This window comes from Ramlibacter sp. P4_H7 (assembly GCF_056400765.1).
The window spans coordinates 44,820-61,708 of the sequence record NZ_JBFUKP010000013.1; the positions used below are offsets into that span (position 1 = coordinate 44,820).

Consider the following 16,889-nt stretch of genomic DNA (forward strand, 5'->3'; position numbering starts at 1 on the left):
GAATTCCGCTCAGGCGCCGAAGCGCTCGGGTTGCTCGTTCTGGCGCACCAGGCGCTCCTTGAATTCCTGCTTGCTCAGGCCGGTCTGCAGCGAGCCGAGGTCCTGCACGTCCAGCCCCAGGATGCCCGCGAATTTCGCGAGGTAGTAGACGTTGCCGCCGGCCTTCAGCAGGCCCAGCACGTCGCGGTTGCGGATCGCCTCGGACTGTCGCGCGTCCAGGCCGTACTGCCGCATGTAGGCCGCCTCGTCCTTGCGGAAGGTTTCGCGGTTGTCCTTGTTGTTGAAGGAAAAGCACATGCGGTTCAGGGCGTAGCCTTTCTGCGCCTGTTCTCCGTCGAAGATGATGGTCCCCGGGATGCTGGTGCGTTGCTGCATGTCGACCGTCTCCTCGTGTCGCGCCGGATGGAAGAAGAAGGCGCGCGCATGAAGTTCGCATGGGCGGAAGCCCGTGCGTTTGACGATCGTCAAACATCCTGCGATCCCGCCGCGCCCTGCCGCTAAGATGCCGCCTCGCATGCATTCCACGGACCCCCTCCGCGCCGCCAACCGCCGCGGCATCCTGGCAATGGCGGGCGGCATGGGCTGCTTCGTCGTCAACGACACGCTGGTCAAACTCGTCAGCGAGTCCCTGCCGGCCGCGCAACTGATCTTCCTGCGGGGGCTGTTCGCCACGGCGCTGTTGCTAGCGATCACGCAGCGCCTGGGCGCGATCCGGCAACTGGGCGCCCTGCTCGACCGGCGCGTCGTGGTGCGCGCGCTGTTCGATGCGTTCGCGACCCTGACCTACCTCACGTCGCTGTTCCACCTGCCGATCGCCAACGCGACCGCCATCAACATGGCGACGCCGCTGTTCATCACGCTGTTCGCCGTGGTGGCCTTCAAGGAGCAGGTCGGCGCGGGCCGCTGGCTGGCCATCGCCACCGGCTTCACCGGCGTGCTGCTGGTGGTGCAGCCGACGGGCGCGGCCTTCAATGCCTATGCCCTGCTGTGCCTGGGCGGGACGGTGCTGCATGCGAGCCGCGACCTGATGACGCGCACGATAGCCCGCGGCATCCCCTCCATCCTGATCACGCTGAGCACCGCGGTGGCGGTGACGCTGCTCTCCGGCGCGATGAGCCTCTTTTCCGAGTGGCGGCCGTTCGGCGCCGGGCAGCTGGGGCTGCTCGCGGCTGCCAGCGTGTTCCTCAGCGGCGGCTACTTCCTGCTGACCGTTGCCATGCGCGGGGGCGAGATGAGCCTGATCGCACCCTTCCGCTATGCCGGACTGCTGTTCGCGCTGGTGCTCGGCTACCTGGTCTGGGGCGACGTGCCAAACGCCCTCGCCTGGACCGGCATCGCGCTGCTGGTGGCCGCGGGCCTGTACGTGCTGCACGGCGAGCGCGCGCGGGCCGCGCGGCCGGAGCTGGAACCGATTCCGGATTGATGCGGTTCCCTGGCGCGTACGCGGGCTCGCGGGGTTTCGTAGGCTGGTGGTGAGCCATGCGAACCCCAGCGAACAGCGATGCGCAGCAAGCTGGGGTTCGCCTGCGGCTCACCACCAGCCTACGTCCGTCCGCTCACCACCGGCCTACGTCTTTGGCATCACTTCCCGGTGAACTTCGGCTTGCGCTTCTCCATGAAGGCGGTGCGGCCCTCGACATAGTCGGCGCTGGCGAAGCAGCGGTCCACCACGGCCTTGCACAGCGCCATGTCGCGCTCGCCCTCGTCCTTCATCACCTGCGCCACCAGCGTCTTGATCGAGCCCACCGTGAGCGGTGCGTTGCCGGCGATGGTGCCCGCGTAGTCGCGCACGTAGGATTCCAGCGCCTCCGCCGGCACCAGCCGGTTCACCAGCCCCATGGTCACGGCCTCCTGGGCCGTGAACTGGCGTGCCGTGTAGAAGATCTCGCGGGCGAACGAGGGACCGACGATGTCCACCAGCTTGCGCACGCCGTCGAACTCGTAGCCCAGCCCCAGCTTGGCCGCCGGCACCGCGAAGGTGGAACCCTCGGCGGCGATGCGCATGTCGCAGCACAGCGCCACCGCCACGCCGCCACCGACGCAGTAGCCGCGGATCATCGCGATCGTCGGCTTGTTCACTTCCGTCAAGGCGGCGCTGGCCGCGTGCGACACCTTGTTGTACGCCGCGATGGTGTCCGCGCTGGAACGCTTCTCCTCGAATTCGGAGATGTCCGCACCCGACACGAAGGCCTTGCCGCCCGCGCCCTGCAGCACCAGCACGCGCACCTCCGGATCCTCGGCGTACGCGGTGACCGCGTCGAACAGCCCCTGCCACATCGGCAGCGACACCGCGTTGTGGCGCGCCGGATTGTTGAAGGTGATCCAGCCGATCCCCCCGTCCTTGTGGGCGATCATGCGGTCGGTCTGCAGCTTCATGCGGGAACTCCTGTGGCGCGCACCACGCCGTCGGCGAGCAGGCTGCGCACCTCGCTGTCCGGGTAGCCGATCTCGCGCAGCACTTCTTCGGTGTGCTGCCCGTGCAGCGGCGCGGGCTTGCGGATCTGCGTGAGGTCACCATTGGACTTGATTGGCAGCCCCAGCGTCTTCATGGCGCCGATCTTGGGGTGGTCGATGTCGTGGACCATGCGCCGGTGCTGCACCTGCGGGTCCGACAGCGTCTGTTCGTAGGTGTAGACCGGCCCGCCCGGCACGCCGGCGGCGTCCAGCTTTTCCACCCAGTGCGCGGTGGGCCGGGTGGCGAGCACCGCCTCGATCAGTTCCTGCAGCGCGTCCGCGTTCTTCACGCGCAACGGGTTCTTCTCGAAGCGCGGATCGTCCAGCCATTGCGGCTGCTCCACCACCTGCGTGACGAAGGCGCGCCAGAGCTTGTCGCCGCTGGCGCCCACGGTGACGTAGCCGTCCTGGGAACGGAACGCCTGGTAAGGCGCGGAGCGGCGATGACGCGTGCCCGTGGCGGTGGGCTTCTCGCCGCCGCCGAACCAGGCGCCGAATTCCCAGATGCTCCAGGCCATCCCCGCCTCCAGCAGCGAAGTCTCCAGGTACTGGCCCTCGCCGTGGCGCAGCTTGCCGATGAAGGCGCCGAGGATGCCGTACAGCGTGGTCACGCCGCAGGCGATGTCGTTCATGGCGATGCCCACCTTGGCCGGCCGTCCGCCCGGGTAGCCGGTCATCATCATGATGCCGGACATGCCCTGGGCGATGATGTCGAAGCCGCCCTTGCGCCCATAAGGCCCGGTCTGTCCGAACCCCGACATCGACGCGTAGATGATCCCCGGGTTCACCTTCTTCAGGTCGTCGTAGCCGATGCCGAGCTTCTTCACCACGCCGGGGCGGAAGTTCTCGATCACGATGTCGCTGCGCGCGGCGAGCTTGAGAACGATGTCCTTGCCGGCGGGCGCCTTCATGTCCACCGCGATGCTCTTCTTGTTGCGGTTGAGCACGGCGAAGCAGTAGGACTCGTCGTTGACCTTGGGCTCGAAATTGCGGGTGCTGTCGCCGTCCAGGCTTTCCAGCTTGATCACTTCGGCGCCCAGGTCGCCCAGCACCATCGTGCAGTAGGGACCCGCCATGACGTTGGTGAGGTCGAGAACGCGGACGCCTTCGAGGGGAAGCGGCATGGAGGTTCGGTCTTTCTTTCAGTGGAGGACGGTGATCTGGGACGTGTCGATCTCGGCATAGATTCTCTGCCCGACCTCGAACACGTCGCCCGGGCGGGCACTCACCCGCAGCGGTTCCGCCGATGGTGCCACGGAGATGTGGTAATCCCAGGATTCGCCCAGGTAGGAGCGGCGCTGGATGCTGGCCTCCACGCAGCAGCGCTGGTCGCGCTCGGCCGGCTTGTCGCGCGACAGCTGGATGCCTTGCGGCCGGATGGAGATCTGCACCTCCTGCGGCAAGGCAGCGCCGCCGGCCAATGCGCGCGCCGGCAGCTGGAAGCCGCCGAAGTCCACCGCGTCGTCGCGGCGGGCGCCGGTGAGGAAGTTGGTGCGGCCAATGAAGCCGGCGACGAAACGCGTGCGCGGATTGCGGTACAGGTCGAACGGCGCGTCGAGCTGCTCGATGCGGCCCTTGTTCATCACGGCGATGCGGTCGGAGGTGACCATCGCCTCGGCCTGGTCGTGCGTGACGTAGACCATGGTCATGTTGAACTCGTCGTGCAGCCGCCGGATCTCGAAGCGCATCTCCTCGCGCAGGTTGGCGTCCAGGTTGGACAGCGGCTCGTCGAGCAGCAGAACGGCCGGGTTCACCACGATGGCACGGGCCAGCGCCACGCGCTGCTGCTGGCCGCCGCTCAGTTCCGCCGGGTAGCGGTCGCGCAGGGCCTTGAGCTGCACCACATCCAGGATCTGGTCCAGGCGCTTCTTCGCGTCCACCGCGTTGACCTTCTGCAGCTTCAGCCCGAAGGCGACGTTCTGTTCCACCGTCATGTTCGGCCAGATCGCGTAGCTCTGGAAGATCATGGACATGCCGCGCTTTTCCGGCGGCAGGCTGGACTGCGGCGACGAGATGACGCGGCCGTTCAGCTCGATGGTCCCCTGCGAGGGCGTGATGAAGCCGGCGATCATGCGCAGCGTGGTCGTCTTGCCGCAGCCGGACGGCCCCAGCAGCGACACCAGTTCGCCATCGCGCAGCGACAGGCTCAGGCCATCGACGGCGGTGAAGTCACCAAACACGCGCGTCAGGTTCCGCAGCACCAATTGGCTCATGAATGACCTCCCCCAGTCTCCGTCTTCGACGCGGCGCTCATCCCACCTGCCTCCTCAGCATGAAGTCGCGGCCCATCAGGCGGAAGCCCGCCAGGATCAGCACCACCGTGATCACCACCAGCACCAGGCCGATGGAGGCGAGCATCTCGAAGTTGCCTTCGTCGCTCTTGTCGAACAGCAGCACCGACAGCACCTGCGTGTTGATCGAGTACAGGAAGATCGCCGTGCTCAGCTCCCGGGTGGCGGGGATGAACACCAGGATGAAGGCGCCGGCCAGGCTGCGCTTGAGGACTGGCATCACCACGTGCCGGATCGCGGTCAGCCGCGAACCGCCCAGCGTGCGCACGGCCTCTTCCAGCTCCGGGTTGATGCTGCGGATGGCGGCATTGCTGTTGACGAAGGCGATCGGCAGGAAGCGCGTGGTGAAGGCCAGGATCAGGATCCAGGCCGTTCCGTACAGCACCAGCGGCGGCCGCGTGTACGCCGCGTAGAAGCCGATCGCCAGCACGATGCCGGGCACCACGAAGGGCGCCATGGTCAGGAAGCTCAGCACGTTGCCCACGTGCTTGTTCACCAGCTCGCGTTGCACGACGTAGGAAATGCACAGGGCGAGCACCAGCGCGATCAGCGAAGCGGTCCCCGCGTACAGGAAGGTGTGCAGCGTGGCCGTGCGGGTGAGCGCGTTGTCGAACACCACGGCCGTGATGTTGCCCAGCGTGAGGTTGTCCCATGAGAAGCCTCGGCCCCAGGCCTTGGCGAAGGCGGCCTGGCAGATCACCACCAGCGGCATGAAGAAGGACAGCGTGCAGACGAACAGGCACCAGCCCAGCACCGGCCACTTCCACGGGCCCAGCGGCACCGGCCTGCGCTCGCCACCCTTGCCGGTCAGCGCCACGTAGCCTTTGCGGTGCGTGATGCGCCGCTGCACCCAGAACAGCAGAACGGTGATCACCAGCAGCGGCATCGCATAGGCCGAGGCCAGCCCCACCTTGGGCGGGAACTCGAAGAACTGCCAAAGCTGCGTGGTGACCACGTGGAAGCGCCCCGGCAGCGCCAGCAACGCGGGCGAGCCGAACAGCGCGATCGCCTCCAGGAACACCAGGATGAAGGCGCCCAGGATCGCCGGGAGCACCAGCGGCAGCGTGATCAGCAGCGTGGTGCGCAGGTTGCCGGCGCCCAGGATGTTGGCGGCGTCCTCCATCTCCGAGGACACCAGGTCCAGCGCCGACTTCGTCAGCACGAACACGTAGGGAAAGCTGTAGCAGGCGACCACCAGCACCAGGCCCGGCATCGAATAGATGTTGAACGGCCCGTGCGACGCGCCGGTCAGCGCGACCACCGCCTTGTTCAGCCAGCCGGCGTTCGGTCCCGCCAGCAGGATCCAGCCCACCGCGCCCAGGTAGGGCGGGATGATGAAGGTCCCCAGGATCGCGATCCAGATCAACGACTTGCCCGGCATGTCGGTGCGCGACAGCGCCCAGGCCATCGGCACGCCGAACGCCAGGCACAGCGCGCCGGCCGAGACGCCCAGGATCAGCGAGTTGAGCAACGCCTCCAGGTGCCGGCTGCGGCCGTAGGCGGCGGCGTAGTTGGCCAGCGTGAAGTCGCCGTTGCCGTCCTGGAAGCTGACGATGAAGAGGCGCAGCAGCGGGTTGACCACCAGGAACACCAGCACCGCGATGGCCACGAGCCAGACGAGCGCGGACTTGTCCCAGTGCCGCCAGCGCCGCGCGAAGCCGTCGCTGTCCAGCGCCGCCGGTTCGAGGGTGGTCTTGACGTAGGCCATGCACTCCCGGGGCCGCGGCTCAGACGCCGAAGGTGTCGCGGAACTTCTCCTTGACCTCCGGGATGCCCTTGGTGATCTCGTCCTCCGTCGGGCGGACCACCTTGATCTGCTCCAGCGGCTTGGCGCCGGGCGCGGGCGCCATGCCCTTCATCACCGCCAGCGAGTGTGTCTTGACCTGCACCTCGCCCGCTTCCTTCGACAGCAGGAACTCCATGTAGAGCTTGCCTGCGTTCGGCGAGGGCGCGTTCTTGGGGATGGCGCTGGGAGAGACCATCAGCAGCGCCCCGTCGGTGGGGTAGACCACGGCCAGCGGATTGCCCTTGTCCTTGGACAGCAGCGTCGTCGCCTCCGGCCCCGCGGCGACCAGCCGCTCCTTGGAGTTGAGCATGGTCACGGTGTCGTTCACCGAGCGGCCGATCTGCGGCTGGTTCTTCTCCAGCTTGGTGAAGTAGTCCCAGCCATAGAGCTTCTGCATCAGCACGACCCAGGTGCCCACGTAGCCGCTGTAGGCCGGATGGCCGATGGAGACCTTGCCCTTCCACTTGGGATCGAGCAGGTCGGGCCAGTTCTTCGGCGCGTCCTTCTCAGCGATGACGCTGGTGTTGTAGGTCAGGAGCATCAGCGCCGCGGCGGTCACCCAGTACTGGCCGTCCTTGTCGTTGTAGCCCTTGAGCGAGTCGACCATGTTGGCCGCGTTGTGCGGCTTGTAGTCCAGCAGCAGGCCCTTCTTCTTCAGCTCGGGGTAGTGGCTGACGTCGGTGCTGCTGAACACCGAGGCCACCGGCGCGTTGGCCTGGATGTCCTGCTGCAGCCGCTGGTAGGCGACCTGCGCGGTGGTGCGCACGAAGTTGCACTTGAGGTCGGCGTACTTCTTCTCGAAGGCGGCGCACAGGGCGGCGGCCTCGTCGGTGTTGTAGTGCGCGGTGTAGACGGTGACCGGCTTTTCCTTTTTGGCCGCGTCGTACAGCGCCTTCTCCCAGGGCTGCATCTGCGCCAGCGCAGGCGCCGCCGTAGCGCACGCCGCCGCGCCTGCCAGCATCCACTTGAGCACGGTCTGCTTCATCGCCATCTCCCGCGGCAGCCGCCGCATGCGTCGAGCAGGCCACTCTAGAGAGGTGGCATGCCAACGCACATAGGAGTTTCCTCAATGAGCCGGGCAACCGAAAGTTAGCCGGCGCGGCGAGCTGTCTCAGCCGGCGAAGACTTCCGTGTCCACTTCGCGGTTGGCCTGCTCGCTGTAGCGGTTGCCGGCGACCGTCTTTTCGTTGATCAGCGCGTCGAGCCTGCCGATGAGCTCGGGGGACAGCTTCACGTCGGCCGCAGCGAGGTCCTCCTTCAGGTGGGCCACGCGGGTCGTGCCCGGGATCGGGACGATGTGCTCGCCCTGCTGCAGCAGCCAGGCCAGGGCCAGCTGCGCCGGGGTGCAGCCCGCCTCGCGGGCGAGCGCCTTGTAGGGCGGCAGCAGCTGCAAATTGCGCGCGTGGTTCTCCGGTGCGAAGCGCGGCATGGTCTTGCGGATGTCCTTGGCGTCGAGGACGGCGACGTCGGGCACGGCATCGCACAGGAAACCGCGGGCCACCGGGCTGAAAGCCACGAAGGTGATGCCCAGTTCGCGGCAGGCCGCGAGCACGGCGATCTCGGGATTGCGGGTCCACAGCGAATACTCGGTCTGCACGGCCGTGAGGGGATGCACCGCATGCGCCTTGCGCACGGTGGCGGCGGAGACTTCCGACAGGCCGATGGTGCGCACCTTGCCCTGCTCCACCAGCCGTGCCATGGCGCCGACGCTCTCCTCGATGGGCACCTTCTTGTCCCAGCGGTGCAGGTAGTACAGGTCGATCACGTCCGTCTGCAAACGGCGCAGGCTGTCCTCGCAATTTCGGCGGATCGCCTCCGGCCGGCCGTCGATCACGCGGCGCATGACGCCATCGTCGCCCGCCACGCCGGCCATGCCGCCCTTGCTGCACAGCGTGATCTCGCGGCGGTGCTGCTTGAGCACGCGGCCTACCAATTCCTCGTTCTTGCCGAAGCCGTACAGCGCAGCGGTGTCGAACAGCGTGACGCCGGCGTCGAGCGCCGCGCGCAGGAGCTGCTCGCCCTGCTCCGCGGGGGGAGGGACGCCGTAGGCATGGCTGAGGTTCATGCAGCCGAGGCCGATGGCAGGGACGGTGAAGGGGCCGAGGGATCTGGTGAGCATGGGGTCGAATCTTGCGGGAGGCTGGCAAGCTTACGGCAAAGCACCGGCATTACGCGCCGCCGGCCCTCATGGACGATGGACGCCGCAGCGGCCAGGCACTATCGTCGGGCTGCGCTTTTCCCCGAAAGGATCCGCCCCATGCACCGGCTTCCCGTTGCTGGCCTGGCCGCCGCGGCCCTTGCCGCGGCGCTGGCGGGCTGCGCGGCGCCGCCGCCGCCAGCTGCGACCCCCGACTACCGCAGCCGCGCCGTGTCACGCACGGAAGGCGGACTGCGCGTCGCGACCGCCGTGCTGTCGGCCGACGAAAGCGCCGCGCTCTACGGGGTGCCTCTGGCCAGCAAGGGCATCCAGCCGGTGTGGATCACCGTGGAGAACCGGGAAGACCGTCCCTACTACCTGCTGTCGCCGGGACTCGATCCGAACTTCTTCCCCGCTTCCGAAGCGGCCGAAACGATGGCTGCGGACCCGTCGCGGCAGCAGCGGCCCGCCGCCCTCGACCGGCGCTTTCGCGAGCTCGCCTTCCGCAATCCGGTGCTGCCGGGCGCCACGACTTCGGGCTTCGTGCTGACCAACCTCGACGAAGGCATCAAGTTCGTGCAGCTCGACCTGGTCAGCAGCGGCCGGGCGCGGACCTTCGCGATCCTCGTCACCGTGCCCGGCTTCCGCGCCGACTACGCCGTCAGCGAGGTGTTCCGGCGCGACATCTACCCGCCCGGGCAGGTGGTCGACTACACCGACGAGGCCGCCTTCCGCGCCGCGCTGCAGGCCTTGCCCTGCTGCGTGGTCAACGAGAACGGCTCGAAGAACGGCGACCCGCTCAACCTGGTGGTCGTGGGCGGCCTGGACGATGCGTTCCCCGCCTTCGCCCGCCGCGGCTGGCGGCCCACGGAAGACAAGTGGACCGGGTCGATCCTGAAGATCATGACCTCCGCGCTGTCGGGCGAGCGCTACCGCTATGCACCGGTGAGCGATCTCTACCTGTTCGGCCGCCCCCAGGACCTCGCCCTGCAGAAGGCGCGCGACAACATCCACCAGCGCAACCACCTGCGGCTCTGGCTGAGCCCGATGCGCTGGCAGGGCAGGCAGGTTTGGATCGGCCAGATCAGCCGCGACATCGGCAGCCGCCTGACGTGGCACACCGCGACGTTCACCACCCACAAGATCGATCCGGACGTGGACGAAGCGCGCAGCGCCTTGACCCAGGACATGGCGTATTCGCAGAACCTCGCCAAGATCGGGTACGTGAAAGGCGTGGGCGCGGCTCCCAGCAGCGCCCCCCGCGAAAACCTGACCACCGATCCCTACTTCACCGACGGCCTGCGCAGCGTGCTGGTGTTCGACCGCCATCCGACTTCCCTGTCCGCGATCGATTTCTTCCCGTGGGAGCGCGGCACGAACGACGACGCCCCGCAGGCCCAGGGCGGCGGCGCCCGATGAGTGCGGCGCATCGCCTGCTCGCGATGGCGCTGCTGGCGCTCGGTGTCGCCGGATGCGCCGGCTGGCACGCGCCCGCCGAGGTCGACGACGGCGCGCTGCGTGCGCGCGCCGTCACGGAAACGCGCGAGGACGTGCGGGTCGCCGCGGCGGTGCTGAGCGCCGAGGACAGCCGGCGCATGTTCGGCGCCGACGTCAATGCCACCGGCGTGCAGTCGGTCTGGATCGAAGTGCGCAACGGCACCCGGGAGCCGCTGTGGCTGCTCAGCCCCGGGACCGATCCCGACTACTTTTCGCCACTGGAAGTCGCCTGGTCGATCCACTGGCCGCTGGGCGCGGCGACCAATGCGCGCATCGACGAGCACTTCCGCCGGCTCGGGTTCAGCAGCCCCGTGCCCGCGGGCGAGACGCGCAAGGGCGTGCTGTTCATCAACCCGGAACGGCGCACGCGGCTTCTCAACATCGACCTGTTCCAGAAGGAGCGGCTGGTCCCGTTCACGCTGTTCCTGCGCGTGCCGGACGACGCCGTCGACGCGCCCTCCGACCCGCCGCCGCCCATCGCACCGCAGGCCGGCGACATCACGAATCCGGCGGCCTTGCGTGCCGCCCTGGAGCGGTCGCCCTGCTGCGCGGTGGCCGCCGAAGTGGCGCCGCTCAACGCCGTGTTCGTCGGCGAGCTGGCCGACATCGGCGCGGCCCTGGTGCGCCGCGGCTACCGGCGCGACGCGCGCCCCGGCGATGCGGTGCAGCAGGTCTTCGGCCGCGGGCCGGACGTCGTGCTGCGCAAGCAGGCGCAGGCCGGCGCGCCGGCCACCCGGCTGCGCCTGTGGCTTGCGCCCCTGCGCTTCGAAGGCCGGGCCGTCTACCTGGTGCAGGTGTCCCGGCCCGTGGGCGGCCGCTTCCCGCCGCGGGACGCCAGCGACACCGTGCTGCACGAGGACATGGACGAGGCGAGGAACCTGCTGGTGCAGGACATGATGTATTCCGGCGGCCTGGCCCGGCTCGGTTTCGCCACCGGTGCGGCGAAGCCCCCTGCGGGCGCCACGCCCTACCTCACCGACGGCCTGCGCGCGGTGCTGTTCCTGGCCACCCGGCCCCTGAGCCTCGCGGACGTGGAGTTCCTGGACTGGGCGCCCTACCTCGGCCTGCCGGAGCCGGCCGCACGCACGGAGAAACCACAATGAAGATCCTTCCCCTCCTCGCGGGCGCGACAGCGACCCTGGTCCTCGCCGCCTGCGGATCCAAGCCGCTGGTGCCCTATTCGGTCGACACGCCGCCGCTGGTGCTGGTGTCGGCCGCGCAGGCAGGCGTGCAGGACCAGCGCGGGCGCTTCCGCGAGATCTACTGCGCAGTGCTGGACGCGCGCCGCGACGTGCCCGACCACCGCCCCTGCGACGACGCGCTGAACCGCATCGGCAGCGAGCCTGCCGGCACCGGCCGGCCCGTGGACCTCGGGCCCTCGAAGCGGCGGCTGGTCGCCGCCGTGGTGGCCGGCATCGGCTACGAATGCTTCCAGCAGTGGCTGCAGGCGCCCGGCACCTCGACCCAGCACGTGCGCCAGTTCGGCTACGACATGGCCCTGATGCCGGTCGATGCGCTGTCGAGTTCCGGGCACAACGCACGCCAGATCCGGGACGCGATCATGGCGATGCCGGCCGAACCGGGCGCACCGCGGCTGGTGCTGGTGGGCTACTCCAAGGGCGCCCCCGACATCCTGGAGGCCGTCGTCGCCTACCCGGAAATCCGGCCGCGCATCGCCGCGGTGGTCAGCACGGCTGGAGCGGTCGGAGGCTCCGCGCTGGCCGACGATGCCCAGCAGTACCAGGCCGACATGCTGCGCCACTTCCCGGGCGCCACCTGCGGGTCCGGCGACGGCGGCGGCGTCGCGAGCCTGCGCACCGGCACGCGCCGGGCCTGGATGGCCAGCCATCCGCTGCCGCGCGACGTGCACTTCTACTCGCTGGCGACCTTGCCGAAGCCGGAGCGGATCTCCTCCATCCTCACGGGCAGCTACGACAAGCTGGCCCGCATCGACGCGCGCAACGACAGCCAGGTGATCTTCTACGACCAGGTGATCCCCGGCAGCACGCTGGTCGGCTACCTCAACGCCGACCACTGGGCGCTCGCCGTGCCGATCGCCCGCAAGCACGACACCATCAGCTCGCTGTTCGTGACCCAGAACGCCTACCCGCGCGAAGCCTTGCTGGAGGCGCTGCTGCGCTTCGTGGAAGAGGACCTGGCTGCAGCGCCCCGCTGAGTTCGGCCCCGCAGATCACAGGCTCGCCGGGGTCCGTCGCGATCCTTCACGCGAGGGGGACCTTCGCTTGTCCTGCGCGACACGCGACCGCGCCACAATCGACCGCACCATGCATCGCCGCCTGCTGCTTTCCGCCCTTGCCTGCTGGCCAGGCGCCCGCCTGCTCGCGCAGGAGGAGGCGCCACGGCCGCGCCAGAAGATCTCCGCGGCGCAGCTGCACCAGGCGATGTCCGCCCGCTTCCCCCTGCGCGTGGGGCTGCCGGGCCTGCTGGACCTGCAGTTCACCGCGCCCCGGCTCCTGCTGCTGTCCGCCCGCAACCAGCTCGGCGCCACCTTGCAGGCGCAGGCCAGCGGGCAGGCGCTGCACCGCACGCGCACGGGCGAAGTCGACCTCGCATTCGGCTTGCGTTACGAGGCCACCGATCGAAGCGTGCGCGCCCATGGGCTGGAGCTGCTGGACCTGCGCATCCCCGGCCTGACCCCGGAGGCCGTGCAGGCCCTGCGGCGCGTGCTGCCGGACGTGGCGCGCGAGGCGGTGGGCGAGGTGGTGCTGCACCAGTTCGCGCCGCGGGACCTCGCGCTCCCGGACACGATGGGATTCGAGCCGGACCGGCTCACCGTCGTGGACGATGGCCTGTTCGTCGAGTTCAGGGAAAAGCCGCGCCGCTGAGACGGCGTGGCCGAGAGGGCGACCGCACTCGACGCGGCCGCAGCCGCAGCCGCAGCCGGTCTATTCGAGCGTGAAGCCCACCTTCACCGTCACCTGCCAGTAGGCCACCTTGCCGTCGCGGATGTGCCCGCGCGTTTCGGTGACCTCGAACCACTGCATGTTGCGCACGGTCTCGCTCGCCTTGGCGATCGCGGTGTTCACCGCCTCCTCGATGCCGCTGCTCGACGAACCCGTGAGTTCGAGGGTCTTGTACACGTGGCTGGACATGGGGCCTCCTGGAGCCGGGGTGGCCCATTGTGGCCCCGGCCGGCGGCAGGGGCCTACTCGAGCGTGGAGAGGTACTCGGCCAGCACGTCGATGTCGCCGGCAGCCAGGGGCTGTGCGGCGGCGGTCATGTTGCCGTCCATGTCGAAGCGCGTGCCGGCCTTGAAGCCGCGCAGTTGCGTGCGCAGGTAGTCGGCCTGCTGTCCTGCCAGCCGCGGGATGTGCTGCTGGCCCTTGAGCGCGGCACCGTGGCAGGCGACGCAGTTGTACTGCTCGGTGATGCGCTTGCCGGCCGCCAGGGTCTGCTCCGTGGGCTTCTTCGCCGGCGTCGCCCGTGGCTGCGCCGAGAAGAACTTGGCCAGGGCGTTGATCTCCGCATTGGTCAGCGGCGCGGCGATGGGTGACATCAGCGGATCGTTGCGCCGCTTCTCGCGGAACATGACCAGCTGGGTGGAAATGAACTGCGCGGGCTGCGCCGAGATGGAGGGAACGGCAGGGTTCGTGGAGTTGCCGTTCTCTCCATGGCACGCGACGCACAACTGGGGTTCGACCGCGGCGTGGGCGGCGGCGGCCGCCACGGCCACCGCGCCCCCCATGACACGCCGCGCTACTGCGCGGACCTTACTTCCCATGACTGACGCGGTAGATCACTCCGTTGTAGTCGTCGGAGACGAGCATGGACCCGTCGCGCATCACCAGCACGTCCACCGGGCGGCCCCACATCGGCGGGTCGGCCTTGGGATCGGTCAGGAAGCCTTCCAGGAACGGCGTCATCTTGGCCCCGCCCTTGCCGTCGAGCACCACGCGCATCACGTTGTAGCCCTGCTTGGTGCTGCGGTTCCAGGAACCGTGCATCGCGATGAACATGTTGTCGCGGTACTCGGCCGGGAACATCTTGCCGTCGTAGAAGCGCAGGCCGAGCGGCGCGATGTGCGCACCGAGCTTCATGAAGGGCTTGTCGAACTCCTTGCAGGAACGGTTGGCGCCGAACTCGGGGTCCGCGATCTCGCCCTGGTGGCAGAACGGATAGCCGAAGTTCATGCCCGTGCGCGTCACGCGGTGCAGCGTGTCGTTCGGGTTGTCGTCGTCGATCCAGTCACGCGCATGGTTGGTGAACCACAGCTCCTTGGTCTTCGGGTGGAACGCAAAGCCCACCGAGTTGCGCACGCCCATCGCCACGCGCTCGATCACGCCGGTGTTCGGGTCGACGCGGTTCACGGTGGCCTGCATGTAGTTGGGCATCACGATGTTGCCCGGCGCGCCGATGTTGAAGTACAGCTTGCCGTCCGGGCCCATCGCCAGGTACTTCCAGAAGTGGCCGGGCTGGCTGGACGGGTCCAGGTTGTCGACCACGACCTTGGGCGCCGGCGGGCTGTCCAGGCGGTCCTCGATGCCGTCGTAGCGCGTGATGCGGTGCCGCTCGGCGACGAACAGCGTGCCCTTGCTGAAGGCCACGCCATTGGGCGACTTCAGGCCGCTCAGCACCTTCTTCACTTCGCGCTTGCCGCCCTTGTCGGTGATCGCATAGACGTCCGACAGGTTGCGGTTGCTGATGAACACGGTGCCCTTGTCGCCCAGCGCCATCGAGCGCGCCTCGGGCACGCCGTCGGCCCACACCTCCACCTTGAAGCCGGCGGGCACCTTCAGCTTGTCCAGCGGCAGCTCGCTCGCGGGGCGGCCGGTGAGGATGGGCGCGATCGGGTGCAGGGTGGACTTTTCCTGCGCGGAAGAACGTCCCTGCTGCCACGAGGGCGCGGGCGGCGGCGGCTTCACTTCGGCGCCAGGGGGCGCCAGCGCCGGCTCTGACTTCTGGACCTGTGCAGCTGGTGGTGCCGGCTGCTGCGCCTGCAACGGGCCGGCCACGAGCAAGCCCAGCAGCAGCGGGCTCAGCCAGCGGGCGAGTGACGGAGGGGAGCCGCGAGACGACGCTTTGGATGGCAATCCGGTCATGTTGGCCTTTCGTTATGGACTGGGAACGCAGATCGCGAACAGATCGCGTGATGGCTTGTGCCAGCCGCTCCGCCTGCCGTCAAGAGAACTCACCCTGCCGCCAAGTCGCGAAGGAGGCAGACGGCGGCTTGCTCGAGCTTGCCCTCGGCCGCAGGCTGCGCTGTCGGGGGACCCAGGGGGGCGAACCCGCCCCGCAAGCTCCGTCCCGCGGGTGCATACTGGGCCGCTCCGAGCCTCTCCTGCACCACCCATGAGACGCCTGCTCCCCACGCTCCGCGCATCGCTGGCAACCGGCCTGCTGTTCGCAGCCGCTGCGTCCCTGGGCGCCACCCCGGGGACGGACACCGACCCGCTTCCCGCGCTGCAATCGGCGTACGCGCGCGCCGTGCCGCCTGGCGAGCAGGCCGACCTCTACCGCGAACTGTTCGCCCCCGTGTTCCAGCGGATCCAGCGCAGCTACGCGACCGAGGTCGACCTGACCGCCCTGGCCGCCGAGGCGATCAAGGTGCTGGAGCCGCTGCAGCCTGGCAGCGCGGAGCCGCGCCAGGCGTTCTCCAAGGCCGTCAATTCGGCCCTGGCCACGCTGGACCCGTATTCCCGCTACATCGACACGCAGGGCGCAGGCAGCGAACGCGGTGGCGGCGACGGCGGCGGAAGCTTCGGCGGCCTGGGGCTGGAGGTCGAACCCGGCGACGGCGTGGTGCGCGTCATCTCGCCGATCCCCGGCACCCCGGCGGCCCACGCCGGCCTGAAGGCGGGCGACCTGATCGTGCGCATCGACGACCGGCCGCTGCAGGGCGTGCCGCTGTCCGAGGCCATCGCGCGCATGCGCGGCGCACCGGGCACGGCGGTGGCGATCACGGTGCGGAGAACCGGCGCGGGCGACGATTTCACCGTGTCCCTCACCCGCGACACGATCCGCCGGCAGCCGGTGCGCTGGCACATGGAGGGCGACGTGCTGGTGCTGCGCCTGCCCGGCTTCGGCACCGCGGTGAGCGTGGCCCTGCGGCAGGCCATCGTGGAAGCGACCGCCGCGCAGGCACCGCGCGCCTTCGTCCTCGACCTGCGCGGCAATCCAGGAGGCCTGCTGCGTGAAGCGGTGCGGACGGCTGACCTCTTCCTGAGCCAGGGCGACATCGTGTCGCTGCGCGGCCGCACCCCCGGCAACCAGCGCCGCTGGCAGGCGGACCCCGAAGAACTGCTCGCTGGACTGCCGATGGTGGTGCTGGTGGACCGCCGCTCCGCCTCGGCGTCGGAGCTGGTCGCGGCCGCCCTGCAGGACAACGGCCGCGCGACGGTGATGGGACAGCGCAGCTTCGGCAAGGGCACGGTGCAGACCACCTATTCCCTGAACGAGGAGGGCAAGGGCGCGCTCAAGCTGACGTCGGCCTTCTACTTGGGCCCCTCGGGGCGGTCCGTGCAGAAGGTCGGCGTGGCGCCCGACATCGAGCTGCTGCTGCCGCCTTCGGAGCAGAAGGCCGTGCGCAGCGAGCCCGAGGCGGCGCCCCCCGGCACGCCGATGGCGCGCGTGGAACAGGCGCAGTGCTCGGCGATCGTCAAGGCCGCCGATGCGGCGCTTGCCTGCGCGGTGGCCTACCTGCAGGCAGGCGGCGTGGACGCGTTCACGGCAGGACTCGCGCAGGGACGCGCGCCCTGAGGTGCGA

Annotated in this window: 16 protein-coding genes; 6 read left to right on the plus strand and 10 right to left on the minus strand. The window is 69.1% G+C overall.

Going from position 1 to position 16,889, the window contains the following annotated elements; genetic code table 11:
• Positions 1-9: 9 nt before the first annotated feature.
• On the minus strand, positions 10-375 hold the full coding sequence (locus AC1DSA_RS17565) for a protocatechuate 4,5-dioxygenase subunit alpha (RefSeq protein WP_477891485.1): 366 nt from the start codon (positions 373-375) through the stop codon (positions 10-12).
• 139 nt (positions 376-514) lie between these two features.
• Between AC1DSA_RS17565 and AC1DSA_RS17570 the strand changes: the two genes are divergently transcribed.
• Positions 515-1,423: a DMT family transporter gene (locus AC1DSA_RS17570; RefSeq protein WP_477891487.1), complete on the plus strand. Its 909-nt coding sequence runs from the start codon at positions 515-517 to the stop codon at positions 1,421-1,423.
• 158 nt (positions 1,424-1,581) lie between these two features.
• Here the strand turns inward: AC1DSA_RS17570 and AC1DSA_RS17575 are convergent, their stop codons facing one another.
• The 6 genes from AC1DSA_RS17575 to AC1DSA_RS17600 form a co-directional block, all read right to left on the minus strand.
• Complete coding sequence (locus AC1DSA_RS17575; protein ID WP_477891489.1) at positions 1,582-2,376, minus strand: enoyl-CoA hydratase; 795 nt, start codon at positions 2,374-2,376, stop codon at positions 1,582-1,584.
• Entirely contained in the window at positions 2,373-3,578 is a 1,206-nt protein-coding gene (locus AC1DSA_RS17580; protein ID WP_477891491.1) for a CaiB/BaiF CoA transferase family protein, read from the minus strand. Before AC1DSA_RS17580 ends, AC1DSA_RS17575 begins: the two co-directional genes overlap by 4 nt.
• Before the next feature lie 18 nt (positions 3,579-3,596).
• On the minus strand, positions 3,597-4,667 hold the full coding sequence (locus AC1DSA_RS17585) for an ABC transporter ATP-binding protein (protein WP_477891493.1): 1,071 nt from the start codon (positions 4,665-4,667) through the stop codon (positions 3,597-3,599).
• A 37-nt stretch (positions 4,668-4,704) separates the two neighbouring features.
• Positions 4,705-6,453 carry an ABC transporter permease gene (locus AC1DSA_RS17590; protein WP_477891494.1) on the minus strand — a complete coding sequence of 583 codons (1,749 nt, stop codon included), beginning with the start codon at positions 6,451-6,453 and terminating at the stop codon, positions 4,705-4,707.
• Positions 6,454-6,472: 19 nt separating this feature from the next.
• Entirely contained in the window at positions 6,473-7,516 is a 1,044-nt protein-coding gene (locus AC1DSA_RS17595; protein WP_477891496.1) for an ABC transporter substrate-binding protein, read from the minus strand.
• A 126-nt stretch (positions 7,517-7,642) separates the two neighbouring features.
• A complete protein-coding gene (locus AC1DSA_RS17600) occupies positions 7,643-8,650 on the minus strand; it encodes an aldo/keto reductase (RefSeq protein ID WP_477891498.1) in 1,008 nt (335 codons plus the stop codon).
• A 138-nt stretch (positions 8,651-8,788) separates the two neighbouring features.
• Between AC1DSA_RS17600 and AC1DSA_RS17605 the strand changes: the two genes are divergently transcribed.
• The 4 genes from AC1DSA_RS17605 (at position 8,789) to AC1DSA_RS17620 (ending at position 13,011) form a co-directional block, all read left to right on the plus strand.
• Positions 8,789-10,087, plus strand: coding sequence for an LssY C-terminal domain-containing protein (locus tag AC1DSA_RS17605; RefSeq protein WP_477891500.1), 1,299 nt, complete (start codon positions 8,789-8,791; stop codon positions 10,085-10,087).
• Positions 10,084-11,268, plus strand: a complete 1,185-nt coding sequence (locus tag AC1DSA_RS17610) for an LssY C-terminal domain-containing protein (RefSeq protein WP_477891502.1) — start codon at positions 10,084-10,086, stop codon at positions 11,266-11,268. Before AC1DSA_RS17605 ends, AC1DSA_RS17610 begins: the two co-directional genes overlap by 4 nt.
• The gene (locus AC1DSA_RS17615; RefSeq protein WP_477891504.1) at positions 11,265-12,341 is read left to right on the plus strand and encodes a hypothetical protein; all 1,077 of its coding nucleotides are present in this window, start codon (positions 11,265-11,267) and stop codon (positions 12,339-12,341) included. The genes AC1DSA_RS17610 and AC1DSA_RS17615 overlap by 4 nt, the downstream gene beginning before the upstream one ends.
• Before the next feature lie 109 nt (positions 12,342-12,450).
• Positions 12,451-13,011 (plus strand): DUF1439 domain-containing protein, encoded by a 561-nt coding sequence (locus tag AC1DSA_RS17620; RefSeq protein ID WP_477891506.1) that lies wholly within the window; start codon positions 12,451-12,453, stop codon positions 13,009-13,011.
• Between the two features lie 60 nt (positions 13,012-13,071).
• On the opposite strand, the gene AC1DSA_RS17625 is transcribed toward AC1DSA_RS17620, so the two are convergent.
• From AC1DSA_RS17625 to AC1DSA_RS17635, 3 genes are read right to left on the minus strand one after another with little or no spacing between them, the layout of a single operon-like run.
• Positions 13,072-13,278, minus strand: coding sequence for a dodecin (locus AC1DSA_RS17625; protein ID WP_477891508.1), 207 nt, complete (start codon positions 13,276-13,278; stop codon positions 13,072-13,074).
• A 53-nt stretch (positions 13,279-13,331) separates the two neighbouring features.
• Positions 13,332-13,907, minus strand: coding sequence for a c-type cytochrome (locus AC1DSA_RS17630; RefSeq protein WP_477891510.1), 576 nt, complete (start codon positions 13,905-13,907; stop codon positions 13,332-13,334).
• Entirely contained in the window at positions 13,897-15,225 is a 1,329-nt protein-coding gene (locus tag AC1DSA_RS17635; RefSeq protein ID WP_477891512.1) for a PQQ-dependent sugar dehydrogenase, read from the minus strand. The genes AC1DSA_RS17630 and AC1DSA_RS17635 overlap by 11 nt, the downstream gene beginning before the upstream one ends.
• Positions 15,226-15,475: 250 nt before the next feature.
• Here AC1DSA_RS17635 and AC1DSA_RS17640 point away from each other — a divergent pair, with 250 nt between their 5' ends.
• On the plus strand, positions 15,476-16,882 hold the full coding sequence (locus AC1DSA_RS17640; RefSeq protein WP_477891514.1) for a S41 family peptidase: 1,407 nt from the start codon (positions 15,476-15,478) through the stop codon (positions 16,880-16,882).
• Positions 16,883-16,889 lie beyond the last annotated feature (7 nt).

Bases quoted from the DNA above. Each gene is read 5' to 3' on its own strand.
- AC1DSA_RS17590 (WP_477891494.1), bottom strand. From the start codon at position 6,453: ATGGCCTACGTCAAGACCACCCTCGAACCGGCGGCGCTGGACAGCGAC.
- AC1DSA_RS17585 (WP_477891493.1), bottom strand. From the start codon at position 4,667: ATGAGCCAATTGGTGCTGCGGAACCTGACGCGCGTGTTTGGTGACTTC.
- AC1DSA_RS17565 (WP_477891485.1), bottom strand. From the start codon at position 375: ATGCAGCAACGCACCAGCATCCCGGGGACCATCATCTTCGACGGAGAA.
- AC1DSA_RS17620 (WP_477891506.1), top strand. From the start codon at position 12,451: ATGCATCGCCGCCTGCTGCTTTCCGCCCTTGCCTGCTGGCCAGGCGCC.
- AC1DSA_RS17580 (WP_477891491.1), bottom strand. From the start codon at position 3,578: ATGCCGCTTCCCCTCGAAGGCGTCCGCGTTCTCGACCTCACCAACGTC.
- AC1DSA_RS17595 (WP_477891496.1), bottom strand. From the start codon at position 7,516: ATGAAGCAGACCGTGCTCAAGTGGATGCTGGCAGGCGCGGCGGCGTGC.
- AC1DSA_RS17605 (WP_477891500.1), top strand. From the start codon at position 8,789: ATGCACCGGCTTCCCGTTGCTGGCCTGGCCGCCGCGGCCCTTGCCGCG.
- AC1DSA_RS17575 (WP_477891489.1), bottom strand. From the start codon at position 2,376: ATGAAGCTGCAGACCGACCGCATGATCGCCCACAAGGACGGGGGGATC.
- AC1DSA_RS17625 (WP_477891508.1), bottom strand. From the start codon at position 13,278: ATGTCCAGCCACGTGTACAAGACCCTCGAACTCACGGGTTCGTCGAGC.
- AC1DSA_RS17600 (WP_477891498.1), bottom strand. From the start codon at position 8,650: ATGCTCACCAGATCCCTCGGCCCCTTCACCGTCCCTGCCATCGGCCTC.
- AC1DSA_RS17635 (WP_477891512.1), bottom strand. From the start codon at position 15,225: ATGACCGGATTGCCATCCAAAGCGTCGTCTCGCGGCTCCCCTCCGTCA.
- AC1DSA_RS17630 (WP_477891510.1), bottom strand. From the start codon at position 13,907: ATGGGAAGTAAGGTCCGCGCAGTAGCGCGGCGTGTCATGGGGGGCGCG.
- AC1DSA_RS17640 (WP_477891514.1), top strand. From the start codon at position 15,476: ATGAGACGCCTGCTCCCCACGCTCCGCGCATCGCTGGCAACCGGCCTG.
- AC1DSA_RS17610 (WP_477891502.1), top strand. From the start codon at position 10,084: ATGAGTGCGGCGCATCGCCTGCTCGCGATGGCGCTGCTGGCGCTCGGT.
- AC1DSA_RS17615 (WP_477891504.1), top strand. From the start codon at position 11,265: ATGAAGATCCTTCCCCTCCTCGCGGGCGCGACAGCGACCCTGGTCCTC.
- AC1DSA_RS17570 (WP_477891487.1), top strand. From the start codon at position 515: ATGCATTCCACGGACCCCCTCCGCGCCGCCAACCGCCGCGGCATCCTG.